Origin of the sequence: Selenomonas sputigena (assembly GCF_026015965.1) — a bacterium.
Classification (GTDB): domain Bacteria; phylum Bacillota; class Negativicutes; order Selenomonadales; family Selenomonadaceae; genus Selenomonas.
On the sequence record NZ_CP110383.1, the window covers coordinates 593,826 to 618,612 of the forward strand.

A 24,787-nucleotide genomic window follows, 5' to 3' on the forward strand; every position below is an offset into this window, starting at 1 on the left:
GGAAGCTGAGAGGCGAGGCGTAGCCATGCGGTATGGACAGCAACAGCTTATTTTTCTCAACGGTCTTTTCCTTGTGCTTTTGCTCGGCATCTACGGCGAGGATTTGCTGCATGTCTCGCTTGGCGCTCTCGCCCTCGGCATGGCGGGGTTCTTCTTCTTGTCGCTTTTTCTTCTCGTGCGCGAGAGCAGCAAGACGTGGCTGGCGTTCTTGCTGCTCTTTCTTTTTTTCGGCGCGTGGCGTTTCGCTTGGGGCGAGGCTCTGCCTGCCGATGATGTTTCGCATTTAATTGGCCGTGAGGCGGCGGTCAAGGGCGTGCTCGTCGAGGCGCCGCATGTGCGGCGGACGGAGCAAGGAGTGTTCGTGCGTTATACGGTGGAGGCGAAGCATGTGCGCATCTCCGGTGAGGAGCAGGCGGCGTCGGGAGCGCTCTACGTCTCGGAGATGCGCGAAAATGTCGGCGACTTGCCTGAGATTGGCGCGGAAATCACGGCTTTTGGGAAGGTTAAGGGCATCTACGGCTACGGCAATCCCGGGCGCATTGATGTGGAGCGCGCGGCGGCGGTCAAGGGCGTGCGCGCGCGTCTTTCGGCGAAGAAGCCGGGTGTAGCATGGGAAGCGGGAGAGTCGCATCCCGTGCTGCGCTGGAGTGAACGGGTGCGTTCGGCATACCGCGCTTCGATGGAAAGTGTGATGCCCAAGGAAGATGCAGCGGCGATCTTTGCCATGCTCTTTGGCGGCTACGAGGGTATAAAGCCCGAGCTTGTCGAAGCCTTCACGGCGACAGGCATCGTGCACATCCTTTCGGTGTCTGGCTCACATATCACGCTGTTGGCGGCAGTCATGGCTTGGCTCGGCGCACTCCTGCGCCTGCGTCCCGTCGTGACGGCTGTTTTTGTCACCGTCGTCATCGTGCTGTACTGCGTGCTCGCGGGTTGCGTGCCGCCGGCAGTGCGTGCGGGTGCGATGGGATTGCTCGCATTTTTCGCACTCGCCTTGGAGCGCGAGAACGATGCGCGGCGGCTTTTGGCTCTCGTTGGCATGGCGCTGCTCTTCTTCGAGCCGCTTCTGGCGTTTGATGTCAGCTTCCAGCTGTCGTTCGCGGCGACGGCGGGGCTTCTCTACCTTGCGCCGCCTTTTGCCGAGCGCCTTTCGACCTTGCGCTTTCTGCCGCGCTTCGTCGTGCTGAGTCTTGCCGTCACGCTCGGGGCGCAGCTCGCGACCTTGCCGCTCCTCGCATGGTACTTCCACCGGTTGTCGCTTTCGTCTCTTATCGCCAATATCCTCGTCGTGCCCGTCGTGGAACTCGTCATCGTCGCGGGGCTTTTCGCGGGGCTTACATCCTTCGTACTGCCGTTTTTGGCAAAGATCGTCTTCCTCGCGGATAGCTTGCTCTTGGGACTTGTCTACGAGTGCACGCGGCTCTTGGCGGTTATGCCCGGCGGTGAGGTGTATTTGCCGACGTTTTCCGTGCCGCTCGCGCTCGTCTACTTCGCCATGCTTGCTGTATTTGTGCAGCCTGAGGAGCGGCGAGAAGCTGTCTTCTCTTGGTGCAGCGAACGGCGCAAGGTGATTTTTGCCGCATTTCTGTTCGCTGCTGCAGCCGTCGCCTTATGGCAGATTTCACGTCCACAGGAGATGGCGGTGCACTTCATCGACGTGGGACAGGGGGATGCGGCTCTTGTCGTGACGCCGCACGGCAGAGCCTTGATGATCGATACGGGCGGCACGCGCGACGGCGGCTACGACATCGGCTCGCGCGTCGATGTGCCGTACCTTTCGCATTACGGCGTGCGAAGGCTCGACTATATCATCCTCACGCATGTGCACGAGGATCATGCGGGCGGTGTGGGCGGCATCGTGCGCCATATTCCCGTCGGCATGGTCTTGACGGCGCACGAGCCGCGCAGCGAGTATGCACGCGTGCTCGGCTGCTCTCTCGATGCGTCTGAGATGCAGCATCTGGCCCCTGCGGAGGCGGGTGAGCACATCGACCTCGACGGAGTGGCGGTCGACATCCTCTATGCGCCCCAGGTGGAAGGCGGCGCAGCGGAGGGTGCGACGGGAAACGAGTATTCGAACGTCATCCGCGTGCGATACGGTGCGGCCGCGTTCCTCTTCACGGGCGATCTTGTCGCGGAGCAGGAAAAGACCATGCTCGCGGAGGGGAGAAATCCTCAATGCACCGTCCTGAAGGTCGCACACCACGGCTCGAAGACATCATCGACGGAGGCTTTCCTGGCTGCTGCACAGCCGCGCCTAGCCGTCATCAGCGTCGGCAGGGACAACAACTTCGGACATCCCGCCCCCGAGGTCATCGAGCGTCTGCAGAAAAGCGGCATGAAAATCTACCGCACCGATGAGAATGGTGCGGTCGTATGCAGGACGGATGGGAAGACGCTGCGGGTAGAGACGTTTCGCTGATATAGGTGCAATGAGGTTCATTTTGGCGTGGAAAAGATTGCGCTTCACAATGGTGTACGTTATAATGTACGTAAAGGAGGGCGGCTATCATGCAGGTGATGAATGCGACGACATTTCGACAGAATTTGTTTCAAACGCTTGAGCAGACTGTACGCTATAATGAGCCTGTCCATATCACAGGAAAGGAAGGGGCAGCGGTGCTCATGAGTGCCACGGATTACAATGATTTAATGGCGACGATCGAGCTTTGTGCCGTTCCTGGTATGCAGAAGAAAATCGTCGATGGGCTGAATACTTCGACGGAAGAATGCCTGTCTGCGGATAAGGTGACGTGGTGAGCTGGCGAATCGTATATACGAAAGCAGCGGCGGCGGATGTGCCGAAACTCAAGGCAGCGCATTTGGCGGAAAAAGCGCAGGCGCTTATCAAGATTCTGGGGGAGAATCCATTTCAGAAACCACCGCCTTATGAGAAGCTGCGAGGCAGTCTGCAAGGTGCATATTCCAGGCGGCTGAATATTCAGCATCGTTTGGTGTACGAAGTTTTGGGGGAAGAAAATACTGTTAAGATCATCAGCATGTGGACGCATTACGAGTTTTAAGGAAGAGCTGATAAAATGAGGTCAAGCCAAAGGTACAGACAGACTGGGCATCATGTTATCCATGATTTCTTGAGAAATACGCTATGGATATGAGTTTGCTTCAATGATATAATGGAGCACATAAGAAGTCCTTTTTCGCGATCGGCATTTGTCATAGGAGGGAGCGAGCGTATGCGCTATCTGTGGCTGATTTTCGCAATCGCTGCCTTGGGCGGCGGCGCTTGGCTCGGCTATGAGGGGGACTGGTGGAAGGCCGGCGTGATGGTTTTTCTCGGCGGCTTTACACTTTTTCAGGCGAGGGGACTGCGCGGCGGAAAGCAGAGGCTGAAGCTCAAGAGGGCGCAGCTGCAGGGGCTGCCCGATGCGCGAGCGGAGCTTCTGGAAGCGAGTTTTGCCAAGGCGGCAGGCGACTACGATGTTCTGCAGGATTTGCGGCAAAAGGTGAAGGATCGCGAGATGTCGCAGGAGCTTGTCGCCCTGCAGCATGTTGCGGGCAATATGCTGCGCTATCTGGAGCGCAATCCCGAACGCATCGCGGCAGCGGAGGATTTCATCGAGATATATCAGGAGAAGGCGGCCGTCATGCTGCGCCAGTATGTCGAGCTTGAGGAAACGCAGCTCGCCTCCGAAGAGGTGGTGCAGGCGAAGCGGCGTGTCAAGGAGATGCTTTCTTCCCTGCGCACGACGTATGAGGAGGAGTTCAAGCGCGTCATCAACTATCAGCTCATGGATCTCAACGCTGAGATCGAGGTGCTGCAGCATTCGATGAAGGGGCAGGCGATGGGGGAAGCGTGCACCGTGCCCGAAGCGGCGGAGCAGCCCTTCGTAAGGCGAGGTGCGCAGCATCCGATGAAGGCGGCGAACGCGACGCCAATCTTCCTGCAGAAGGTTTCGAGTCTCGCGCGAGGGACGAGCGTCATACCGCAGGAGCTTTACTGGCAAGTCGTGCGGCGCAAGATCAAGGCGTCGCTGCTCGGCATATTCCTCGGTGGTTTCGGTGCGCACAAGTTTTTTCTGGGCAAGAATTTTCAGGGTGTTGGTTACATCCTGTTCCTCTGGACGGGACTGCCGATCTTCGTCGGCTTCATCGAGGGCGTGCGTTGGCTCTTCATGCCCGTTGATGATTTTTACTTCGATTACTGTGATGAGGATTAGGCAGAGCAGATAAAGGAGAGGGAGAAATGGCGGAAATCAATCTGGACGATCTCTTGAGCAAGCGTGCGCAGCAGCCGCAGGAAAAGGCGCTGGAACTTGCGCCTGAAAAGGAGCTTGAGCGCATCGCGCAGGCGGTCGAGGAACTGACGCCTGCGGAGCGTGCCGAGGTGGAGAAGATCAAGGAGGGGCTTGACCTCACGGACTCGGCGGCGATCATCGACTTCGGCACGGCGGCGCAGAAGAACATCGCCGACTTTTCGGACAGCATTCTTTGCAACGTGCGTGCGAAGGACAGCGGTTACGTCGGCGAGCTTCTGGGCGAGCTTCTGACGAATGTCAAGAGTTTCGAGCCGAAGTCATCGGACGGCGGCTTCCTGAAGAAGCTGCCGCTTGTCAGCTCCCTCGTCGGCAAGGCGGAGACGATGATGCAGGGCTACGAGAAGGTTTCCGTGCAGGTCGAGAAGGTCAAGACGTCGCTGCAGAAGGCGCGCATGCTCATGATGAAGGACGTCACGATGCTCGACACTCTCTTTGCAAAGAATCTTGAGTACTTCAAGACGCTGGAACTTTACATTCGCGCGGGCGAGGAGAAGATGCAGGAGATGCGCGAGACGACGCTGCCCAAACTGCGTGCGCAGGCTGCCGCTTCGAGCGACCCGATGGCGGCGCAGGTCGTCAGTGATTTTGAGAGTTCCGTCGAGCGCTTCGAAAAGAAGGTGCATGACCTCAAGATCAGCAAGACGATCTCCATCCAGACGGCGCCGCAGATCCGCCTCATACAGAACAACGACAAGGTTCTCATCGACCGCGTGCAGAGTGCGATCTACAACTCGATTCCGCTGTGGAAGAATCAGATGGTCATAGCGCTCGGCCTCGCGAACCAGAAGAAGGTTCTTGAGATGCAGCACTCGGTCAATGAGATGACGAACGATCTTCTAAAGAAGAATGCGGAAATGCTCAAGATCGGCACGATCGAGACGGCGAAGGAGAACGAGCGCAGTATCGTGGACATCGAGACGGTGCGCAAGGTGAACGACGATCTCGTGACGACAATCGAGGAGACGCTGAAGATCCAGCAGGATGGCAGGGCGAAAAGGCGTGCGGCGGAAGCCGAACTCGTTGCGCTGGAAAGCAGGCTTAAGAAAGCGCTGGAAAGCACGCTTGACGGGCGAAATGGTTGACAGCGTTTCCTTTCATCTGCTATCATAAAATGTGCTAGAAAGAAAAGGAGATGGAACTTTCATGAAAGCAGCTCTTTTTATGGGAAGTGATTCGGACTGGCCGATCATGAAGCCGGCGGTGGAGCTTCTCAAGGAGTTCGGCGTCGAGGTCGATGTCATCGTGGCGTCGGCGCACCGCACACCCGCGAAGGTGCATGAGTATGCCGAAAACGCGCGTGAAAACGGTGTCGGCGTCATCATTGCAGCGGCGGGCGCGGCAGCGCACTTGGCGGGCGTTATCGCGAGCTACACGACGCTTCCCGTCATCGGCGTACCGATCAATGCGACGCCTTTGAATGGTCTCGACGCGCTCTTGAGCACGGTGCAGATGCCGTCGGGCATCCCCGTCGCGACGATGGCGGTCAACGGCGCGAAGAATGCGGCGGTCTTCGCCCTCGAAATCTTCGGTGCAGGCGATGCCGCTGTTGCAAAGCAGCTCGAAGGGTATCGCGAGAAGCTCAGGGAAGGCGTGGCGAAGAAGGCGGCGCGCGTCGCATCGCAGGTCAATCAGTAGGAATTCAACGGAGGACAGGAAATCATGAGCAAGAAGGTTCTGTACGAAGGCAAAGCAAAAATCATGTACGAGACGGAGAATCCCGACGAATTGCTCGTCTATTACAAGGACGATGCGACGGCAGGAAACGGCGCGAAGAAGGGCACGATCGTCGACAAGGGCGTCATGAACAACAAGATCACGGCTTTTTTCTTTGACCTCCTGAAGAAGAACGGCATCGACCATCACTGCATCAGCATGCCGAGCGACCGTGAGATGATCGTCAAGAAGCTTGAGATCATTCCGCTTGAGGTCGTCGTGCGCAACATTGCGGCGGGCAGCCTTGCCGAGCGCCTCGGCCTTGAAGAAGGCACGAAGATGGCGATTCCCATCGTGGAACTTTACTACAAGAGCGACGAGCTTGGCGATCCGATGATCAACCACTACCATGTCAAGGCAATGGCGATGGCGACGGATGAGGAGATCCGTGAGATTGAGCGCCAGGCCTTGAAGGTCAACGAGATTATGCGCGATTATTTGAAGACGAAGAAGATTACGCTCGTCGATTTCAAGCTGGAATTCGGCAGGGACAAGAACGGTACGATCATTCTTGCCGACGAGATCTCGCCGGACAACTGCCGTTTCTGGGACAGCGATACGAACGAGAAGCTCGATAAGGACAGATTTCGCCGTGACCTCGGCAACGTGGAGGACGCCTACAAGGAGATTCTGCGCCGCCTGACAGGCGAGGAGAGATAATAGCCCGCAGCCCGCCGCCATTCCGTTGGATGGCGGTGGGTTTGTGTATTTCTTTACATTTTTTCGTTTTCGATTGTGTTGGAGGAGGCAGAATGGAAAAGAAACTTACCTATCGCGATGCGGGCGTCGATATCGACGCGGGCAATGAATCCGTCAAACTCATCAAGGACAGCGTGCGTGCGACGTACCGCCCCGAAGTGCTCGGCGATCTCGGCGGCTTCGGAGGCCTCTTTGCACTGCAGGCGGCGAAGTACAAGGAGCCGGTGCTCGTCTCAGGCACGGACGGCGTGGGCACGAAGCTGCGGCTTGCCTTCATGCTCGACAAGCACGATACCGTGGGGCAGGATGCCGTCGCCATGTGCGTCAACGACATCCTCGTGCAGGGTGCAGAGCCGCTTTTTTTTCTCGACTACCTCGCCGTCGGCAAGCTCGTTCCCGAGCAGGTGGCCGCTGTCGTCAAGGGCGTTGCCGCCGCCTGCAAGGAGTCGGGATGTGCGCTCATCGGCGGCGAGACAGCGGAGATGGCGGGCTTCTATGCTGATGGCGAGTACGACATCGCGGGCTTTGCCGTCGGCGTCGTCGAGAAGTCGAAGATCATCACGAGCGAGCGCGTCCAGGAGGGCGACGTGCTGCTCGCGCTGCCGTCCTCGGGCATTCACTCGAACGGCTTCTCGCTCGTGCGCAAGATTTGCTTCGAGCACAAGGGCTTCACGGGAGCTGAAACCTTCCCTGAGCTTCAAAAGACGCTCGGCGAGGAGCTTCTGGCACCGACGCGGCTCTATCCGCGCGTGTGTCTGCCGCTCATCGAAAAGTTCGACATTCATGGCATGGTGCACATCACGGGCGGCGGCTTCTACGAAAATATCCCGCGCGCCCTGCCCGAGCATCTTGCCGCAGAGGTCGATGCTTCCGCCTGGCAGACGCCGCCGATCTTCCGCCTGCTGCAAGAGTGGGGCAATGTCGATGGACATGAGATGTACCGCACGTTCAACATGGGCGTCGGCATGGTCATCATCGCCGGGCCCGAGGAGGCCGCGAAGATTCGCGCTCACCTTGCGTCAGTGGGTGAGGAGGTCTACGAGATCGGCTGCGTCAAGAAGGGTGCGCATGATGTGACGATCAAAGGCGGGGTTCTCGATGCGTAAGGAAGTTCTCGGCATCCTGTGCTCGGGGCGCGGCACGAACCTCGAATCCATCATCAAGGCGCAGAAGCAGGGCGAGATTCGCGCTGAGATCGCTGTCGTCTTGACGGACAAACCCGAAGCGAAGGCCTTGGAACGCGCGGCACAGGCAGGCATCGCGCATCATTGCGTCGATCGCAAAGCGTGTGCGACGCGCGAGGAGTTCGAGGAGAAGCTCGTTGCAGCGCTTGAAAAGGCAGGCGTGACACTCGTTGTGCTCGCAGGTTTCATGCGCATCTTGAGTCCGTACTTCGTGCGCAAGTTTTGCGGGCGCATATTGAACATTCATCCGTCTCTCCTGCCGTCGTTTGGCGGGGCGCACGCCCATCGCGACGTGCTCGCCTATGGCGTCAAGGTCTCGGGCTGCACGATTCACTTCGTCGACGAGGGCATGGACTCAGGGCCGATCATCCTGCAGGCGGCTGTGCCTGTCATGGATGACGATACGGAAGATACGCTCGCCGCGCGGGTGTTGGAGCAGGAACATATCCTCTATCCGCGCGCCATCGCGCTCTATGTGGATGGGCGGCTCAAGGTGGAAGGCCGCCATGTGACGATTTTGGAATAAGTTATTTGTTTGTTGTAGACGAAAGGTGGAGGTTGACCATGAAAATCAAGCGTGCTCTCATCAGTGTATCGGACAAGACGGGCGTCGTCGAGTTCGCACGCAAGCTGCATGATGCCGGTGTCGAGATCGTCTCGACGGGCGGCACGATGAAGGCGATCCGCGATGCGGGCATCCCCGTGCTCTACGTCAGCGATGTCACGGGCTTCCCTGAGATCATGGACGGCAGAGTTAAGACGCTCAATCCCTACATCCACGGCGGCATCCTCGCCGTGCGCGACGATCCCAAGCACGCACAGCAGATGAAGGAGCACAAGATCACGCCGATCGATCTCGTCGTCGTCAACCTCTATCCGTTCGATGCAACCGTGGCGAAACCAAACGTGACGCTCGCCGAGGTGATCGAGAACATCGACATCGGCGGCCCTGCGATGATCCGCGCCGCCGCGAAGAACTTCAAGTTCGTTGCCGTCGTGACGAATCCCTCGCATTACGATGAGGTAGCGGAAATGATCCAAAAGGACGGCTGCGTGCGCGGCATGAAGCGCATGGAACTCGCTCGTGAGGCCTTCCGTCATACATCGGTTTACGATGAGCACATCGCCGCATATCTTTCGGAGCAGATTGAGAAATAGGAGCAACGAGATGAAGATTTTGGTCATCGGCAGCGGCGGGCGCGAGCATGCACTTGCCTGGAAGCTCAAGGATAGTCCGCAGACGGAGAAGCTTTATGCGATTCCGGGCAATCCGGGCATGGCGGCAATCGCCGAATGCGTACCGCAGATCTCTCCGACGGACAATGCGGCAGTCGTCGCTTTTACCAAGGAAAACGGCATCGATCTCGTCGTCGTCGGCCCTGAGGCGCCGCTTGCGGGCGGCCTCGTCGACGCACTGGCGGCGGAGGGAATCAAGGCATTTGGCCCCGCGAAGCTCGCGGCGGAGATTGAGGGTTCGAAGGCATTTTCCAAAGACCTCATGAAGAAGTACGGCATCCCGACGGCGAAGTACGAAGTGTTTTCCGATGCCGCCGCCGCACGCGCCTACGTCAAAGCCGAGGGTGCGCCCATCGTCATCAAGGCGGACGGACTCGCGGCGGGCAAGGGCGTCGTCGTCGCCATGACCGAGGAGGAAGCGCTTGCCGCCGTCGACGAGATCATGGAGGGCGAAGCATTCGGCGCAGCGGGCAGCCGCGTCGTCATCGAGGAATTCATGGCGGGCGAGGAGGTTTCCATTCTCGCGTTCACCGACGGCAAGACGATTCGTGCGATGATTCCGTCGCAGGATCATAAGCGCGCCTACGACGGCGACAAAGGGCCGAACACCGGCGGCATGGGCGCTTATGCGCCCGCTCCCGTCGCGCCTCCCGCACTCGTCGCCGAGGTGCAGCGGACGATTCTGGAGCCGACGATCCGCGCGATGGAGCAGGAAGGGCGGCTCTACAAAGGCTGCCTCTATGCAGGACTCATGGTCACAGAGGAAGGCGCGAAGGTCGTCGAGTTCAACTGCCGCTTCGGCGATCCTGAGACGGAGGTTGTGCTGCCGCTCCTCAAAGGCGACCTCGTCGAAATCATGCTGTCGTGCGTCGACGGCAATCTCGCCGATGTCGAGATTCCGTGGAACACGGGCGCGGCGGTAACCGTCGTCCTCGCGGCGGGCGGCTATCCGAAGACCTACGAGAAGGGCGCGGAAATCACGGGTCTCGCCGATGCTGAGGCGGAAGGATGCCTCGTCTTTCATGCGGGAACGGCAGAGAAGGACGGCAAGATCGTCACGGCGGGCGGCCGCGTGCTGAACGTCGTCGCTGAGGCAGCAGACATCCGCGCGGCGGTTGAGAAGGCATATCGCGGCGTCGGGCGCGTACATTTCAAGAACGCCTTCTGCCGCAAGGACATCGCGCACCGTGCATTGGAAAGGATGAAATGAACCTCTATGAAGTTGAACCTCAAGGAAAATGAGATTCTCCACGGTTTCCGTCTGCTCAAGCAGCAGACGGTGCCGGAGATCGATGCGAAGGCCTATGCGTTCGTGCATGAAAAGAGCGGCGCCCGCCTTTTCTTTTTGGAAAACGACGACGACAACAAAGTCTTTTCCATCAGCTTCCGTACGACGCCGGCGGATGATACGGGCGTGGCGCACATCGTCGAGCATTCGGTGCTCTGCGGCTCCAGGAAGTATCCGCTCAAGGAGCCGTTCGTCGAGCTTGTCAAAGGCTCTTTGAACACCTTCCTCAATGCCATGACGTTCCCCGATAAGACGATGTACCCGGTGGCGAGCCGCAATGACAAGGACTTTCAGAACCTCATGGACGTCTATCTCGACGCGGTCTTTTATCCTTCGATGAAGGAGACGCCTGAAATCTTCCAGCAGGAGGGCTGGCACTACGAGATCGACAATGCCGAAGAGCCGCTTCGCTACAGCGGCGTCGTCTACAACGAGATGAAGGGCGCTCTGTCCTCGCCTGATGACGTGCTTGAGAACAAGGTCATGCTCTCCCTTTATCCCGATACGACGTACGGCTTCGAGTCGGGCGGCGATCCTGATGCGATTCCGACGCTGACATATGAGGATTTCTGCGCCTTTCACAGTCGCTACTACCATCCGTCGAACAGCTATATCTACCTCTACGGCGCGATGGACATTGAGGAAAAACTCGCCTATCTCGACCGCGAATATCTCGCCGCGTTCGACCGAATTGAGCCGCATTCCGAGATTGCTTTGCAGCAGTCCTTCCGTGATATGGCTCGCAAGGAGGACTTTTACTCCATTAGCGAGGGGGAGAAGGAGTCGGAGAAAACCTTCTTGGCGCTGAATTGGCTCGTGGGAGAGGCGGACAATGCCGAAGCGATGCTCGCTCTTGAAATCCTGCAGCATGCTCTCCTGCAGACGGAAGCCGCGCCCCTCAAAAAAGCGCTGATGGACGCGAAGATCGGCAAGGACGTCAGCGCTTCCTTCGAGGATGCGCTGCGCCAGCCTTACCTGAGCATCATCGTCACGAGTTCGGAGGCCGAGCGCGCCGAGGAGTTTTGCCGTCTGACGGAAGAGGCGATGCGCGGCCTCATCGAGAACGGCATCGACAAGACGCTGCTCGAAGCGTCGATCAACCGCCTCGAATTCAAGGCGCGTGAGGCGGACTTCGGCACGTTCCCCAAGGGGCTTGTCTACAACATCAAGATCATGAACAGCTGGCTCTACGATGCCGACCCTGCGCTCTACCTCTATTATGAGGAGCTTTTTCAGAAGATGCGCGAAGGACTCAAAGGGCGCTACTTTGAAGAGGTCTTGGAAAAGTACCTCGTGAAGAATGCGCATCGTTCTCTCGTCGTACTCAAGCCTAGCAAGACGCTTTCCTCTGAGCGCGAGGCGGCGCTTTCCGAAGCGCTGGAAAAGAAGAAGCAGGCGCTCACGCACGAGGAGATTGAGCGCATCATCGAGATGAACAAACGACTGAAGGAACGGCAGGAAAGCTCCGAGACAGCGGAGGCCCTGGCGACGATCCCTCTTCTTGAACTCTCCGATATTCGCAGGGAAGTGGAGAAACTGCCGCTCACCGAGCGCGAGATCGAGGGCTGCAAGGTGCTCCACAGCGATATTTTCACGAACAAGATCGCCTACGTTAACCTCTATTTCGATGCGCAGGGCGTACCACAGGAGCACATCCCGTATCTCTTTTTGCTGACCGAGCTTCTTGATGCGGTTGACACAGAGAGCCATACATACGCCGAGCTGTCGAATCTCTCGAACCTCCATACGGGCGGCATATCGTACGAAAATTCCGCCGCCGTCCGAAACGGCGAGCCAGATTCCTGCATGCCGATGTTCCGCGTGCGTGCACGCGCCTTCGTACGCAAATTGCCCGAACTGTTCTCGTTTCTCGCGGAAGTTCTGACCGAGAGCAAGTTCACGGACAAGAAGCGCATCGAGGAGCTTTGCGGACAGTGCCGCGCCGTCATGGAGGCTCGCGTCATGAGCGCCTCGCAGCGCAGTATGGCGGCACGCATCGCGTCTTATCTGTCGCCAGCGGGCGCTTACAACGAGCAGGCGATGCTGTCCTTCTATAGCTTCATCGCCGATCTCACCGATCACTTCGAGGAACGCTTCGAGGGACTTTCTCAGATACTCGCAAGCCTCCTGCCGCTTGTGTTCACAAAGGGCAATTTGACCATCGGCGTGACGCTCGCCGAAGCCGAATATGCCACGTTCGCCGAGGAGGCCGCAAAGTTCTGCCGCCGTCTGCCGCAGGCGAAGGCAGAGCCGCAGGTCTATCACTTTGATGTACGTGCGAAGAACGAGGGGATTCTGTCGTCGAGCCGCGTGCAGTATGTGGGCAAGGCGGCGAACTTCCTGCGCCTCGGCTTTTCCTACACGGGCAGTATGAGCGTTCTGGAGACGATCCTGCGCTACGACTACTTCTGGACGAAAATCCGCGTGCAGGGCGGCGCCTATGGCGCATTTACGCAGTTCAGCCGCGTCGGCTTCCTGTTCTTCGGCTCGTACCGTGATCCGAACCTCAGGGAAACGCTCGACGTCTTCGACAAGACGGCGTACTATTTACGCGGCTTCGACGTGTCCGACCGCGAGATGGTGAAGTTCATCATCGGCACGATTAGCACGGTCGACGCGCCGCTGACGCCGCAACTCAAGGGACTTGCCGCGCAGGACGGCTTCCTGCGTCATGTGACGGAAGCCGACCGTCAGAAGTCGCGCGATGAGATTCTTGCGACGCGGCAGGCGGACATTCGCGCGCTGGCGGATGTCGTCGACGCCTGCATGCAGGAAAATGTCCTGTGCGTCTTCGGCAATGAAGAAAAACTGAAGGAAAATGCAGGCCTTTTCGGCGGGCTTCTGCACGCTCTGGGCAGTGCGGCTGATTGACTTTCTTCCCTTGTCATGCCATAATGAAGAGAAACGCTGCATACGTCGGCGTTTCTCTCCAAATGAGATAATATCAAGGGGGACTTCGGAATGAAAGAACCAATCTTTACCGGTGCGGGCGTCGCCATCATCACTCCCTTTACGGAAGATGGCGTGAACTTCGAGGAGTTCGGCCGCATCATCGAAGATCAGATCGCGGGCGGCACAGACGCCATCGTCGTCACAGGAACGACGGGCGAGGCGGCAGCCATGAGCGATGCCGAGCACAAGGAAGCCATCAAGTTTGTCGTTGAGACAGTCGGCGGACGCATCCCCGTCATCGCGGGCACAGGATCGAACGATACGAACTACGCGATCCAGCTTTCGCAGTATGCGGAGAAGGCGGGGGCGAACGGGCTGCTGCTCGTGACGCCGTACTATAACAAGTGTACGCAGGGAGGCCTTGTCAAGCATTTCTCGAAGATTGCCGACAATGTCAATATCCCGAGCATCGTCTACAATGTGCCGTCGCGCACCGGCGTCAACATTCTGCCCGCGACGTATGCCCGTCTCGCCGAGCATCCGCGCATCAACGCGACGAAGGAAGCGAGCGGCAACCTCGCGGCAGTGGCGCGCATCCGTAAGGCTTGCGGCGATTCGCTCAACGTCTATTCGGGCAACGACGATGAGATCGTGCCGATCCTCTCCGTCGGCGGCAAGGGCGTCATCTCCGTTCTTTCCAACGTCGCGCCGAAGGCGACTCACGATATGTGTCGTCTGTACTTCGAGGGAAAGGTTGAGGAAGCAGCGAAGATTCAGATTGACTACATGGATCTGATCGAAGCGCTCTTCTCCGAGGTCAATCCGATTCCCGTCAAGACGGCGATGCGCCTCATGGGCTACAAGACGGGGCACTTGCGCATGCCGCTTTCCGAGCTGGAGCCTGAGCATCTGGAACCGTTGAAAAAGGCGCTGAAGAGTCACAGCCTTTTGCAGTGACCTCATGCCGATTGAGAAAGAGTCAAGGAGGAAGATTCAATGAAGAAGATTGTCCAAGTCATGCTTTTCGTCTGCCTGACCGTGTTCGGCATGCAGGTTGCTTTCGCCAACTCCGACAAGGTCACGATTCCGGAGGGCGCCGACATTGTCAGCGTCAAGCGTCTTGCTCTCGCAGCGCCGCTCTACACGCCGACGAAGGACGCTCCGACGAAAGAAGAATTGCTCGCTTCAATGTATGAGGCAAGCAATGTGGCGCGCAGCTATGTGCTTTCCTATGATATGGTTGCCGCCGACATTCAGAAGAATACAGGCGTTGACATCAAGTCGCTCGACCGCCGCCAGGCCGCAAAGGTCTACAAGGAAAACGTGGCCGCCGATGCCGATGCTTATGTCGTCTTGACAGTCGCGAACAACAGTCGCATCGTCTTTTTCTTCGATGTCTACCGCTCGGGCACGAACGAGCTTCTCTACACCTATCAGATCGTAGCGAACAGAAGCCAGAAGGCGAATACGGAAACGTACAAGGCTCTGTCGGAGCAGTTCTACAAGAACTTCGAGCGCTCCGCCAACGAACAGGCAAAGAAATAAAAGGAAAGGGGGCTGCGCATAAGTCGATCGGACTTGTGCGGCAGCCCCTTCTTTATGCGGCGGGGTGCAGCTGAAAACCTGCACGGACAATACGGACAGAAAGGAAGATCGGATGATTTCAGCGAATCGCTTGATGCGCTATCTTTGGCTCGGTGTCGGCATGACCGCCTTCGCCTTGGGCACGGCGGGCATCGTTTTACCGCTGTTGCCGACGGTGCCGTTCTATCTTCTGGCGGCGTTCTGCTTTGCCAAGAGTTCGGAGCGTCTCCATCGTTGGTTTGCCGCCACCAAATTGTATCAGAAATACGTCGTCCCGTTCAACGACGGCAATGGCATGACGTGGCAGGCGAAGCTCAAGACCATGGCGCTTGTGACGGGCGTCATGAGCGTCAGCGGCTACTTCCTTTCGGACAACCGCATGGGCTTGATGATGCTCGGCGGCGCGTGGCTCCTGCAGTGCGTTGCGATGCTCTTTTTCGTCAAGACGAGGAGGCGTGAGAAGTCTCCTGTCGGTCAGTGTGCGAAGTAGAGCGGCTTGATCTTGGCGGATTCTGCGACGGATTCCGAGATGCAGCCCGTCCGCACCATGGCGTCGAGCACAACGAGCTGCCGCTTCTTTGCAAGCATGAAGTCGACGTAGGGCGAATAGACGGAAGGCGCATTGGGGATTCCTGCAAGCATTGACGTCTCGGGCAGGTCGAGTTCGTTGGGCTCTCTGCCGAAGTAGCCGACAGAAGCTTCGTGTATACCGTAAAAGCCTGAGCCGAAGTAGATCGTGTTGAGATACAGCTCCAGAATCTCATCCTTGGAGTAGTGCATCTCAAGATCGAGCGAAAGCAGCGCTTCTTCCAGCTTGCGGTCGAGGGACTGCTCATCGGACAGGAAGAGGTTTTTGGCGAGCTGCTGTGTGATCGTGCTCGCGCCTTCCTCGATGCGTCCGTATTGCAGATTGACGAGCGTCGCGCGTGCGATCGCTTCGGGATCGAAGCCGTGATGTGAGTAGAAGCGGCTGTCTTCGACGGCGACGACGGCGTCGAGGAGCGAGTCGGGCATCTCGTCAATCGTCACGTAGCGCTCGCGCTGGCGCACGCGCTCGGCGACCGCATCACGCAGAAAGATGAGGCGGCGAGCTTCCTGCATCTTCGGCAAGGAGTCGAAGAACGCGGGACGAAAGATTGCCGCACTGCCCGTGACGAGAAAGGCGAGACAGAAAATGGTGAGGAGAAAGAGGGAAAAGCGCAAGAGCCGCTTGATTTTCTTCATGATGGCGGAAGCGTCCTCCTTTGATGGTCTTTGAATGCACTCAGCTGGCAGGCACGGAATCGTCATAAAGCTCATGCGGCGCGATGTCTTGTCCATCGGCCCACGCAACGGTATGTCCGGCGATATGCACGGTATGAAATACCGATATGTCGCGCAGTTTGCCATACCAATCTCCTTGGATGTATGGTTCGACGTCAAAAATCTTTTTCTCGCCCGTTTCAAAATCCAAAAGCAGCTTGTAATCGGGCAATGGTTTTACTGCCGTAACTTTGGGTTGCAACATAAAGATGACTCCTTAAAGCAGGTTCGTCTTTATTATAAGTTATACCGTCCTTTTTTGGAATACATTTCGCAAAACAGCAATCATACAATTTGTTTTAGAAGATAAACTATACGCACAAACGTCCACTTTGTGGACATTGTGCGCCGCCCTTAATGAAAGTTCGCCAATCAGTCTGCGCCCTTCGGGCTTGACTTCTTGGACTTTCATAGTAAATTCCACAAACCTATTGCATAATTATGCAATAAAATGTATAATTATAAACATCGTTCGACAAAGGAATTCGGGAAGGGGCGGTCGAGCACATGAGAGTGAGCATTATCGGAGCTACAGGCTACGCGGGGGCGGAGCTTCTGCGGCTTCTTTACGAACACCCGCAGGCGGATGTCGTGCATATCACGTCGGAGAGCCATACGGGGGAGAAGATTTCGAGCATCTATCCGCATCTTCGCGGCATTTATGATGAAGAGCTTGAGAGCATGAAGGACATCGTGCGCATCGGCAGGGACAGCGACTTCGTTTTCATCGGTCTGCCGCACGGTCATGCGATGGCGGCAGGCAAGGCGCTCGAAGGCGAGAAGACGCGCATCATCGACCTCGGCGCGGACTATCGCTTCGCTGACACATCGGTCTATGAAGCGTGGTACAAGGTCAAGCATACGCACAAGGACGCCGAGCGCGTCTATGGTCTGGCGGAGCTCAATCGCGAGGCGATTCGCGGTGCGAAGATCATTGGCAATGCGGGCTGCTACACGACGGCGAGCATTCTCGCGCTCGCACCTCTCGCCAAGAATCACCTCGTCGACATGGCGAGCATCGTCGTCGACGCGAAGTCCGGCGTATCGGGCGCGGGACGCTCGGCGAAGCAGGCGAATCTTCTGCCCGAGCTTTACGACAGCTTCAAGGCGTACGGTGTCGCCACGCATCGCCATACGCCTGAGATCGAGCAGGCGATGACGGAGCTTTCGGGCGAAGCGTGCATCCTGTCCTTCACGCCGCACCTCGTGCCCATGTCGCGCGGCATCCTCGCGACATGCTACGCGCGGCTGAAAGAAGGTGTCGAACCCAATATGGTCGATGCAGCGTATGAAAAGATGTACGGCGAGGAATACTTCGTGCGGCTTCTCGGACGCGGCGGCTATCCGGCGACGAAGGCGGTGCGCGGCTCGAACTTCTGCGACATCGGCTGGCACATCGACGAGAGGACGCGTCGCGTCGTCGTCCTCTCCGCCATCGACAATCTCGTCAAGGGGGCGGCGGGACAGGCCGTGCAGAACTTCAACATCGCCTGCGGCTTCGATGAGAAGCTCGGGCTTGATCATATCGCAGTTTATCCGTAATACAGGAGGGTATACAACATGTTTTCTGATGCAGCAGCAAAAAAAGGCGTGACATTTCCCAAGGGATTCAAGGCGGCGGGCGTCAAGGCCGGCATTAAGAAGAGCGGCAACCTCGACGTCGCCGTGATTTACTCGGAAGAGGAGGCTGCCGTCGCGGGCGTTTTCACGCAGAATGCCGTGGCGGCGGCGCCCGTCTACGTTTCCAAAGCGGCGGTCGAGGACGGCAAAGCGCGTGCCATCGTGGCCAATGCGGGCTGTGCGAACGCCTGCACGGGCGAGCAGGGCATGAAGGATGCAAAGCGTACGGCGGAGATTGCAGCGAAGGCGCTCGGCTGTGCGGCGGATGACGTCCTCGTCGCCTCGACGGGCGTCATCGGCGTGAATCTGCCGATGGACAAGCTGGAGCAGGGCGTCAAGGATGCTGTGGCAAGCCTTTCCACGGAAGGCAGCATGGATGCGGGCAATGCCATCATCACGACGGACACATACTCCAAGGCGTGTTCGACGGAGGTCGAGATCGGCGGCAGGAAGGTGCGTTTCGGCGCGATTGCCAAAGGTTCGGGCATGATCCAGCCGAATATGGCGACGATGCTCTCTTTCATCACGACGGACGCGGCAATCGAGAGCAAGCTTCTGCAGGAGGCTCTTTCCGAAATCACCGAGGTCACGTTCAACATGATCTCGGTCGACGGCGACATGAGCACGAACGATATGGTGACGGTGCTTGCGAACGGTGCGGCGGGCAACGCGAAGATCACGGAGAAGAACGCTGACTACGAAATTTTCTATCGGACGCTCAAGGAGATCTGCACGGGGCTTTCCGAGCGCATTGCGGCGGACGGCGAGGGCGCGACGAAGTTTTTGACCGTGCATGTGACGGGCGCGGAGTCCTTCGACGCGGCGAAGCAGGTCGCGATGAGCGTCGCGAAGTCGCCGCTCGTCAAGACGGCCTTCTTCGGTGAAGATCCGAACTGGGGGCGCGTCATCTGCGCTGTCGGCTATGCGGGCGTGCCCATGACGCCGGAAAAGACCGTCGTGAAGTTCGGCGGCATTCCCGTCTATGCGAACGGCACGGGCGCTTCCTGCGATGCAGACGCCTTGCGCAAGGTCATGGGGCAGCATGACATCGTCATCGATGTCGAGATGGGCTTGGGCAGTGCCGAAGCGACGGTCTGGACGTGCGATTTTTCCTATGAGTATGTGAAGATCAACGGCGAGTACCATACCTGAGGCGGTGGAGCGATGTTTGCGGCAAACGACAAGGCGGCGATCCTCGTCGAGGCGCTGCCTTATATACAGGAATTTTATGGCAAGACCGTCGTCATCAAGTACGGCGGCAACGCCATGATCAATGAAGAGCTCAAGGAAAAGGTCATGCAGGACGTGGCGCTGATGAAGTACGTCGGCATACAGCCCGTCATCGTGCATGGTGGTGGCCCCGAGATTACGGGATTTCTCGGCAAGGTCGGCAAGGAGACGGAGTTCATCAGCGGCCTGCGCGTGACGGATGAAGAAACGGTCGAGATCGCCGAGATGGTGCTCGACGGCAAGATCAACTCCGACATCGTGACGCTCCTCAATCGCCGCGGAGTCAGTGCTGTCGGGCTGTCGGGCAAGGATGCGAACCTCATCCGCGCGCAAAAGAAGCTCGCGACGGTCTACGAAGGGGAAGAGAGCCGGAAGGTGGACATCGGCTATGTCGGTCAGGTCGAAAAAATCGACACGCGTCTCCTGCAAGACCTCATCGCGCACGACTACATCCCCGTCATTGCACCGATCGGCGTCGGTGCGGACGGCGAGAGCTACAACATCAACGCCGACTACGTGGCGGCGGAGATTGCGGGTGCGCTCGGGGCGGAGAAGCTCCTGCTCCTGACGGACGTCGAGGGCGTCTACAAGGACTATGAGGACAAATCATCCTTCATCTCGACGCTCACGGCAGCCGAGGCGCGTCGCTATATCGAGGACGGCACCTTGACGGGCGGCATGATCCCGAAGGTGGAAGCGTGCCTGAGGGCGCTCGATGCGGGTGCGGCAAAGACGCATATCATCGACGGCAGGCTCGGCCACTCCATCATCTTGGAAATCTTCACCTCGGCGGGCATCGGTACGCAGGTCGTGAAGTGACGGCGCATGGAAAAGCGGGGGAAATTATGAAAGAAACAGATGAAGCAATCTACGCGAAGGACGCGGCGGGCTATCTGCCCGTGTTCAACCGCTACAAGATTGTGCTCGATCACGGCGAGGGCGTCTACGTTTTCGACAACAACGGCAGGAAGTACATCGACTTCCTCGCAGGCATCGCGGTCAACGTGCTCGGCCACGCCTATGCGCCGCTCGTCAAGACGATTGCCGAACAGGCGGGGCGCATGATCCACTGCTCGAATCTCTATTACACGCAGGCGCAGGCGGATGCAGCGGAAAGGCTCGTGCGCCTATCAGGACTCGGCAAGGCATTTTTTGCCAATTCGGGTGCAGAAGCGAACGAGGGCGCAATCAAGGTCGCGCACAAGTATGCGCACGCGAAAGATCCTGAAAAGTCGCAGATCATCACGGCGTGGCACAGTTTTCACGGACGCACGCTCGCGACATTGACGGCGACGGGGCAGCCGAAGTATCATAAAGACTTTGGCCCACTGCCCGAGGGATTCGACTATGTGCATTACGGCAATATCGAAGAGCTGGAAAAGATGATGAGCGCGAAGACGTGCGCCGTCATGCTCGAAACGATTCAAGGCGAGGGCGGCGTCCATGTGCCGACGGCAGAATACTTGAAGCGCGTGCGCGAGCTTTGCGACGAGCACGGCGCACTCTTGATCTTCGATGAGATCCAATGCGGCATGGGGCGCACGGGCAAGATGTTCGCTTACGAGCATTTCGGCGTGCAGCCCGATATCGTGACTCTTGCCAAGGGGCTTGCGGGCGGCGTGCCCATCGGTGCGTTTATCGTGACGGATGAGGTGGCGGGGGCGTTCCATGCGGGCGACCACGGCACGACCTTCGGCGGCAATCCTCTCGCGTGCGCGGCGGCGAACGTCGTGCTCGACACGGTGCAGAAAGAGGGCATCTTGGGTCATGTCGACAAGGTCGGCGCGTATTTCCGTGAAAAGCTCGAAGGATTCCGAAAGAAGTATCCGGCTCTCATCAAGGAAGTGCGCGGCATGGGGCTTATTCTCGGCATGGAGCTGACCATAGAGGGACGCGGCATTGTCAACGAATGTTTGGAGCACGGCGCGATCATCAACTGCACGGCAGGAAATGTCCTGCGCTTCGTGCCGCCGTTGATTGTCAAGGAAGCGCATATCGACGAGCTCTGTGCGATCTTGGAGCCGATTCTGGCGAAGTACGCCAAAGGCTGAAGGGGAGGAAAACGTATGTTAAAAGGCAGGGATTTACTTTCCATCCATGATCTGTCCTCTGAGGAGGTCGAGGCGATTCTCGCGCTTGCCGAAGAACTCAAGGCAATGCAGAAGGCGGGCATCGAGCACCGCGTTCTCGCGGGCAAGACGCTCGGCATGATCTTCGAGAAATCCTCGACGAGGACGCGCGTTTCCTTTGAGACGGGCATGTTTCAGCTCGGCGGACAGGCGCTCTTCCTCTCGAACCGCGACCTGCAGATTGGGCGCGGCGAGCCAATCAAGGATACGGCTCGCGTCCTCTCGCGCTATCTCGACGGCGTGATGATCCGCACCTTCGAGCATGAGAAGGTGGAGGAGTTCGCCAAGTATGCCGACATTCCCGTCATCAATGCCTTGACTGATCTCCTCCATCCGTGCCAGGCGCTGACCGACCTCTTGACGATTCGCGAGCACAAGGGCAAGAATCTCAAGGGGCTGAAGATGGCGTACGTCGGCGACGGCAACAATATGACGCATTCTCTGATGTATGCGGCAGCAAAGACGGGCATGAACTTCGTCGCCGCGACGCCTGCGGACTACGCACCCGATGAAGGGGTGACGCAGAGGGCTCAGGAAGATGCGAAGGAGACGGGCGCGAGCATTACGCTCGTGACCGACCCGTTTGCGGCGGCGAAGGACGCCGACATCCTCGTGACGGACACATGGGCGAGCATGGGGCAGGAGGCGGAGCACGAGGAGCGCAAGAAAATTTTCGCGCCGTACCAGATCAACGGCGACCTGCTCGCCGCCGCCGACAAACGCGCCATCGTCATGCACTGCCTGCCCGCCTATCGCGGCGAGGAGATCACGGACGACGTCATGGAAGCATTCTCCGACGTCATCTTCGACGAGGCGGAGAACCGTCTGCATACGCAGAAGGCGATCATGGCACTTTTGATGGCGGACTGACTTCATATTATCTGCAATCCCCGGCAGGAAAAATTTATGAAAGCGCGTATTCTTAAGGAGACGCTGAATTTATCAGTGCTTCCTTGATATAAAATATTTTAAGGAGCTGTTTTTCATGGCAAAGGCAAAAGTGAAGAAAGTCGTACTCGCATATTCGGGCGGTCTTGACACATCCGTCATCATTCCGTGGCTCAAGGAGAACTATGACGGCTGCGAGGTCATCGCGGCGTGCGTCGACATCGGGCAGGGCGACGAGGTCGCTCCCGTGCATGACAAGGCACTGAAGTCCGGCGCGTCGAAGGCATACGTCGAAGACCTCACGCAGGAATTTCTCGAAGACTACGTCTGGCCGACGCTCAAGGCGCAGGCGGTCTACGAAGGCAAGTACCTCTTGGGCACATCGTTCGCACGTCCCCTGATCGCCAAGCGTCTCGTTGAGATTGCGAAGGAAGAAGGGGCAGACGCCATCGCGCACGGTGCGACGGGCAAGGGCAACGATCAGGTGCGCTTCGAGCTGACGATCAAGGCGCTCGCGCCGAACCTCACGATCATCGCCCCATGGCGCGAATGGGAACTTGGCGCGCGCACGGAGGAAATCGAATACGCGAAGAAGCACGGCATCCCCGTCGCCGAGGAAAACAAGACGTACAGCATGGATCGCAACATCTGGCACCTGTCGCACGAAGGTTCCGACCTCGAAGATCCGTGGAACGAGCCGAAGAACGAGATGTTCCTGATCTCGAAAGCTCCCGAGGACGCGCCCGACAAGCCCGAGTATGTCACGGTTGACTTCGAGAAGGGCATTCCCGTCGCCGTCAACGGCGAGAAGCTCGGCGCGGTCGAACTTCTGACGAAGCTCAACGAGATCGGTGCGCGAAACGGCGTCGGCATCACGGATATATGCGAGAATCGCCTCGTCGGCATGAAGTCACGCGGCGTCTACGAGAATCCTGGCGGAGCGATCCTCTACTACGCGCACCGCGAGCTTGAGTACCTGTGCCTCGACCGCGCGACGTACCACTACAAGGAAGGCGTCGCCATCCGCTTCGGCGAACTCGTCTACGACGGCATGTGGTTCTGCCAGCTCAGGGAAGCGCTGCAGGCGTTCGTCGACAGCACGCAGGAGAGCGTCACGGGCACGGTGCGCCTGAAGCTCTACAAGGGCAACATCATCAGCGCCGGCTCGAAGTCGCCGTACTCGCTCTACAGCCAGGAGTTCGTGACCTTTGAGCGCGACGAGGTCTACGACCAGTCCGACGCGACGGGCTTCATCAACCTTTTCGGCCTGCCCTTGAAGGTGCGTGCCCTCATGCAGGAAAAGGCAGGGAAGAAATGAGCGAACAGCTTTGGGGCGGCCGTTTTTCCAAGAGCACGGACGAGATGATCAACGATTTCCAGGCATCGATTTCCTTCGATAAGCGCATGTACCGCGAGGATATCGCGGGCAGCATCGCGCACGCGAAGATGCTCGCCAAGTGTGGCATCATCGCGGAAACGGATAAAGATGCCATCATCTCCGGGCTGCGCGATATCCTGCAAAAAATCGAGCACGGCGATTTCGACTTCGCCGTTGCGCTCGAAGACATTCACATGAACATCGAGAAGCGCCTGACCGACGCCATTGGCGAGGCGGGCGGCAGGCTGCACACGGCGCGCAGCCGCAATGACCAAGTCGCACTCGACACGCACCTCTATGTGCGCGGGCAGACACTCGCCGTGCTCGGCTGCATCGCTGACCTGCAGCGTGCGCTCGTCGAAACGGCGGAGCGCTATCCCGACGTGATCATGCCGGGCTACACGCACTTGCAGCGTGCGCAGCCGATCCTCTTCTCGCACCACATGCTCGCCTATTTCTCCATGCTCGCACGCGACTTCTCACGCTTCCTGGGCGTTTACGAGCGTGCGGACATCATGCCGCTCGGCGCGGGTGCGCTTGCGGGCACGACGTTCCCCATCGACCGCACGTTCGTGGCGAAGGAGCTTCACTTCGACGCTGTCTACACGAACAGCCTCGATGCCGTCAGCGACCGCGACTATATCATGGAATTCCTCTCCGCCGCCTCTATCCTCATGGTGCATCTCTCGCGGCTCTCCGAGGAAATCATCCTCTGGTGCTCGCGCGAGTTCTCCTTCATTGAGTTGGACGACGCGCACTGCACAGGCTCTTCGATGATGCCGCAGAAGAAGAACCCCGACGTCTCCGAACTCGTGCGCGGCAAGACGGGACGCGTCATCGGCCACCTCATGGCGATGCTCACGATCGTCAAAGGGCTGCCGCTCGCCTACAACAAGGATCTGCAGGAAGACAAGGAGGGCGTGTTCGATGCCATCGACACGGTGAAATTCAGCCTCGCCGTCTACACCGCGCTCCTGCGCGGCATGACGGTCAAAGGCGACATCATGAAACGCGCCGTCACAGAGGACTTCTCCAATGCCACCGACCTCGCCGACTACCTCGTGAAGAAAGGCATGCCATTCAGAAAAGCGCACGCCGTCGCAGGACGCGCCGTGCATCTTTGCATTGAGCAGGGCAAGTGGCTCGAAGACATGACCATGGAAGAATTCCGCGCCCTGTCTGACCTCTTCGACGCGGACATAAAAGACGCCATCCGTCCCGAAACCTGCGTGAAAAACCGCAATTCCTTGGGCGGCACCTCGTACAGCCAGGTTGCATGGCAGCTTGAAAAAGCGAAAGCGCTGCTTAATGAGGAAGGCAAGAAACAGGAAAAATTGAAGGAGAAAGAGATTCGGCTCGATTGATGA

The 24,787-nt window shown here is 58.2% G+C and carries 24 protein-coding genes; 22 read left to right on the forward strand and 2 right to left on the reverse strand.

Features of this window, described 5'->3' with window-relative positions:
• The first annotated feature begins 25 nt into the window (after positions 1-25).
• From OL236_RS02830 to OL236_RS02900, 15 genes are all read left to right on the forward strand, one after another.
• Complete coding sequence (locus tag OL236_RS02830; RefSeq protein WP_265071234.1) at positions 26-2,422, forward strand: DNA internalization-related competence protein ComEC/Rec2; 2,397 nt, start codon at positions 26-28, stop codon at positions 2,420-2,422.
• Positions 2,423-2,511: 89 nt separating this feature from the next.
• Positions 2,512-2,760 carry a type II toxin-antitoxin system Phd/YefM family antitoxin gene (locus OL236_RS02835; RefSeq protein ID WP_009646508.1) on the forward strand — a complete coding sequence of 83 codons (249 nt, stop codon included), beginning with the start codon at positions 2,512-2,514 and terminating at the stop codon, positions 2,758-2,760.
• Positions 2,757-3,023 (forward strand): Txe/YoeB family addiction module toxin, encoded by a 267-nt coding sequence (locus OL236_RS02840; RefSeq protein ID WP_265071235.1) that lies wholly within the window; start codon positions 2,757-2,759, stop codon positions 3,021-3,023. Before OL236_RS02835 ends, OL236_RS02840 begins: the two co-directional genes overlap by 4 nt.
• Before the next feature lie 171 nt (positions 3,024-3,194).
• Positions 3,195-4,178, forward strand: a complete 984-nt coding sequence (locus OL236_RS02845) for a 5-bromo-4-chloroindolyl phosphate hydrolysis family protein (protein WP_265071236.1) — start codon at positions 3,195-3,197, stop codon at positions 4,176-4,178.
• A 26-nt stretch (positions 4,179-4,204) separates the two neighbouring features.
• Positions 4,205-5,359, forward strand: a complete 1,155-nt coding sequence (locus OL236_RS02850; RefSeq protein ID WP_265071237.1) for a toxic anion resistance protein — start codon at positions 4,205-4,207, stop codon at positions 5,357-5,359.
• A gap of 61 nt (positions 5,360-5,420) precedes the next feature.
• A complete protein-coding gene (gene purE, locus OL236_RS02855) occupies positions 5,421-5,912 on the forward strand; it encodes a 5-(carboxyamino)imidazole ribonucleotide mutase (RefSeq protein ID WP_006190842.1) in 492 nt (163 codons plus the stop codon).
• Positions 5,913-5,936: 24 nt separating this feature from the next.
• Positions 5,937-6,650, forward strand: coding sequence for a phosphoribosylaminoimidazolesuccinocarboxamide synthase (gene purC / locus OL236_RS02860; protein ID WP_314761872.1), 714 nt, complete (start codon positions 5,937-5,939; stop codon positions 6,648-6,650).
• Between the two features lie 92 nt (positions 6,651-6,742).
• Positions 6,743-7,795, forward strand: a complete 1,053-nt coding sequence (purM, locus tag OL236_RS02865) for a phosphoribosylformylglycinamidine cyclo-ligase (RefSeq protein WP_265071238.1) — start codon at positions 6,743-6,745, stop codon at positions 7,793-7,795.
• Positions 7,788-8,399, forward strand: a complete 612-nt coding sequence (gene purN / locus OL236_RS02870) for a phosphoribosylglycinamide formyltransferase (RefSeq protein ID WP_265071239.1) — start codon at positions 7,788-7,790, stop codon at positions 8,397-8,399. The genes purM and purN overlap by 8 nt, the downstream gene beginning before the upstream one ends.
• 38 nt (positions 8,400-8,437) lie before the next feature.
• A complete protein-coding gene (locus OL236_RS02875; protein ID WP_265071240.1) occupies positions 8,438-9,031 on the forward strand; it encodes an IMP cyclohydrolase in 594 nt (197 codons plus the stop codon).
• Between the two features lie 10 nt (positions 9,032-9,041).
• Positions 9,042-10,319 (forward strand): phosphoribosylamine--glycine ligase, encoded by a 1,278-nt coding sequence (gene purD, locus OL236_RS02880; protein ID WP_265071241.1) that lies wholly within the window; start codon positions 9,042-9,044, stop codon positions 10,317-10,319.
• A 6-nt stretch (positions 10,320-10,325) separates the two neighbouring features.
• Positions 10,326-13,268 carry an insulinase family protein gene (locus tag OL236_RS02885; protein ID WP_265071242.1) on the forward strand — a complete coding sequence of 981 codons (2,943 nt, stop codon included), beginning with the start codon at positions 10,326-10,328 and terminating at the stop codon, positions 13,266-13,268.
• Positions 13,269-13,358: 90 nt separating this feature from the next.
• Entirely contained in the window at positions 13,359-14,246 is an 888-nt protein-coding gene (gene dapA / locus OL236_RS02890) for a 4-hydroxy-tetrahydrodipicolinate synthase (RefSeq protein ID WP_265071243.1), read from the forward strand.
• A gap of 39 nt (positions 14,247-14,285) precedes the next feature.
• A complete protein-coding gene (locus OL236_RS02895) occupies positions 14,286-14,834 on the forward strand; it encodes a coenzyme F(420) biosynthesis enzyme (RefSeq protein WP_265071244.1) in 549 nt (182 codons plus the stop codon).
• 112 nt (positions 14,835-14,946) lie between these two features.
• The gene (locus OL236_RS02900; RefSeq protein WP_265071245.1) at positions 14,947-15,363 is read left to right on the forward strand and encodes a YbaN family protein; all 417 of its coding nucleotides are present in this window, start codon (positions 14,947-14,949) and stop codon (positions 15,361-15,363) included.
• Here OL236_RS02900 and OL236_RS02905 read toward each other — a convergent pair.
• Both OL236_RS02905 and OL236_RS02910 read right to left on the reverse strand, forming a co-directional pair.
• Positions 15,348-16,097 carry a transglycosylase domain-containing protein gene (locus OL236_RS02905; protein ID WP_265071246.1) on the reverse strand — a complete coding sequence of 250 codons (750 nt, stop codon included), beginning with the start codon at positions 16,095-16,097 and terminating at the stop codon, positions 15,348-15,350. The two genes, OL236_RS02900 and OL236_RS02905, sit on opposite strands and share 16 nt — an antisense overlap.
• A gap of 40 nt (positions 16,098-16,137) precedes the next feature.
• A complete protein-coding gene (locus OL236_RS02910; protein ID WP_265071247.1) occupies positions 16,138-16,380 on the reverse strand; it encodes a DUF2442 domain-containing protein in 243 nt (80 codons plus the stop codon).
• Between the two features lie 302 nt (positions 16,381-16,682).
• Between OL236_RS02910 and argC the strand changes: the two genes are divergently transcribed.
• The 7 genes from argC (at position 16,683) to argH (ending at position 24,784) form a co-directional block, all read left to right on the forward strand.
• On the forward strand, positions 16,683-17,717 hold the full coding sequence (argC, locus tag OL236_RS02915; RefSeq protein WP_265071248.1) for an N-acetyl-gamma-glutamyl-phosphate reductase: 1,035 nt from the start codon (positions 16,683-16,685) through the stop codon (positions 17,715-17,717).
• An 18-nt stretch (positions 17,718-17,735) separates the two neighbouring features.
• Positions 17,736-18,947 carry a bifunctional glutamate N-acetyltransferase/amino-acid acetyltransferase ArgJ gene (gene argJ / locus OL236_RS02920; protein WP_265071249.1) on the forward strand — a complete coding sequence of 404 codons (1,212 nt, stop codon included), beginning with the start codon at positions 17,736-17,738 and terminating at the stop codon, positions 18,945-18,947.
• A gap of 12 nt (positions 18,948-18,959) precedes the next feature.
• Positions 18,960-19,844: an acetylglutamate kinase gene (argB, locus tag OL236_RS02925; RefSeq protein ID WP_009646467.1), complete on the forward strand. Its 885-nt coding sequence runs from the start codon at positions 18,960-18,962 to the stop codon at positions 19,842-19,844.
• A gap of 26 nt (positions 19,845-19,870) precedes the next feature.
• The gene (locus OL236_RS02930; protein ID WP_265071250.1) at positions 19,871-21,076 is read left to right on the forward strand and encodes an aspartate aminotransferase family protein; all 1,206 of its coding nucleotides are present in this window, start codon (positions 19,871-19,873) and stop codon (positions 21,074-21,076) included.
• Between the two features lie 15 nt (positions 21,077-21,091).
• A complete protein-coding gene (argF, locus tag OL236_RS02935) occupies positions 21,092-22,024 on the forward strand; it encodes an ornithine carbamoyltransferase (RefSeq protein ID WP_265071251.1) in 933 nt (310 codons plus the stop codon).
• Positions 22,025-22,139: 115 nt separating this feature from the next.
• Positions 22,140-23,360: an argininosuccinate synthase gene (locus OL236_RS02940; RefSeq protein ID WP_006190805.1), complete on the forward strand. Its 1,221-nt coding sequence runs from the start codon at positions 22,140-22,142 to the stop codon at positions 23,358-23,360.
• Positions 23,357-24,784 (forward strand): argininosuccinate lyase, encoded by a 1,428-nt coding sequence (gene argH, locus OL236_RS02945; RefSeq protein ID WP_265071252.1) that lies wholly within the window; start codon positions 23,357-23,359, stop codon positions 24,782-24,784. The genes OL236_RS02940 and argH overlap by 4 nt, the downstream gene beginning before the upstream one ends.
• Positions 24,785-24,787 lie beyond the last annotated feature (3 nt).

What these genes read in the sequence shown, in the direction of transcription:
- purE (WP_006190842.1), top strand. Translation starts at nt 5,421, where the DNA reads ATGAAAGCAGCTCTTTTTATGGGAAGTGATTCGGACTGGCCGATCATG.
- OL236_RS02900 (WP_265071245.1), top strand. Translation starts at nt 14,947, where the DNA reads ATGATTTCAGCGAATCGCTTGATGCGCTATCTTTGGCTCGGTGTCGGC.
- argF (WP_265071251.1), top strand. Translation starts at nt 21,092, where the DNA reads ATGTTAAAAGGCAGGGATTTACTTTCCATCCATGATCTGTCCTCTGAG.
- OL236_RS02895 (WP_265071244.1), top strand. Translation starts at nt 14,286, where the DNA reads ATGAAGAAGATTGTCCAAGTCATGCTTTTCGTCTGCCTGACCGTGTTC.
- OL236_RS02940 (WP_006190805.1), top strand. Translation starts at nt 22,140, where the DNA reads ATGGCAAAGGCAAAAGTGAAGAAAGTCGTACTCGCATATTCGGGCGGT.
- OL236_RS02905 (WP_265071246.1), bottom strand. Translation starts at nt 16,097, where the DNA reads ATGAAGAAAATCAAGCGGCTCTTGCGCTTTTCCCTCTTTCTCCTCACC.
- OL236_RS02885 (WP_265071242.1), top strand. Translation starts at nt 10,326, where the DNA reads ATGAAGTTGAACCTCAAGGAAAATGAGATTCTCCACGGTTTCCGTCTG.
- argB (WP_009646467.1), top strand. Translation starts at nt 18,960, where the DNA reads ATGTTTGCGGCAAACGACAAGGCGGCGATCCTCGTCGAGGCGCTGCCT.
- argJ (WP_265071249.1), top strand. Translation starts at nt 17,736, where the DNA reads ATGTTTTCTGATGCAGCAGCAAAAAAAGGCGTGACATTTCCCAAGGGA.
- dapA (WP_265071243.1), top strand. Translation starts at nt 13,359, where the DNA reads ATGAAAGAACCAATCTTTACCGGTGCGGGCGTCGCCATCATCACTCCC.
- argC (WP_265071248.1), top strand. Translation starts at nt 16,683, where the DNA reads ATGAGAGTGAGCATTATCGGAGCTACAGGCTACGCGGGGGCGGAGCTT.
- OL236_RS02910 (WP_265071247.1), bottom strand. Translation starts at nt 16,380, where the DNA reads ATGTTGCAACCCAAAGTTACGGCAGTAAAACCATTGCCCGATTACAAG.
- purN (WP_265071239.1), top strand. Translation starts at nt 7,788, where the DNA reads ATGCGTAAGGAAGTTCTCGGCATCCTGTGCTCGGGGCGCGGCACGAAC.
- argH (WP_265071252.1), top strand. Translation starts at nt 23,357, where the DNA reads ATGAGCGAACAGCTTTGGGGCGGCCGTTTTTCCAAGAGCACGGACGAG.
- OL236_RS02830 (WP_265071234.1), top strand. Translation starts at nt 26, where the DNA reads ATGCGGTATGGACAGCAACAGCTTATTTTTCTCAACGGTCTTTTCCTT.
- OL236_RS02875 (WP_265071240.1), top strand. Translation starts at nt 8,438, where the DNA reads ATGAAAATCAAGCGTGCTCTCATCAGTGTATCGGACAAGACGGGCGTC.
- OL236_RS02850 (WP_265071237.1), top strand. Translation starts at nt 4,205, where the DNA reads ATGGCGGAAATCAATCTGGACGATCTCTTGAGCAAGCGTGCGCAGCAG.
- OL236_RS02845 (WP_265071236.1), top strand. Translation starts at nt 3,195, where the DNA reads ATGCGCTATCTGTGGCTGATTTTCGCAATCGCTGCCTTGGGCGGCGGC.
- OL236_RS02930 (WP_265071250.1), top strand. Translation starts at nt 19,871, where the DNA reads ATGAAAGAAACAGATGAAGCAATCTACGCGAAGGACGCGGCGGGCTAT.
- purD (WP_265071241.1), top strand. Translation starts at nt 9,042, where the DNA reads ATGAAGATTTTGGTCATCGGCAGCGGCGGGCGCGAGCATGCACTTGCC.
- OL236_RS02835 (WP_009646508.1), top strand. Translation starts at nt 2,512, where the DNA reads ATGCAGGTGATGAATGCGACGACATTTCGACAGAATTTGTTTCAAACG.
- purC (WP_314761872.1), top strand. Translation starts at nt 5,937, where the DNA reads ATGAGCAAGAAGGTTCTGTACGAAGGCAAAGCAAAAATCATGTACGAG.
- purM (WP_265071238.1), top strand. Translation starts at nt 6,743, where the DNA reads ATGGAAAAGAAACTTACCTATCGCGATGCGGGCGTCGATATCGACGCG.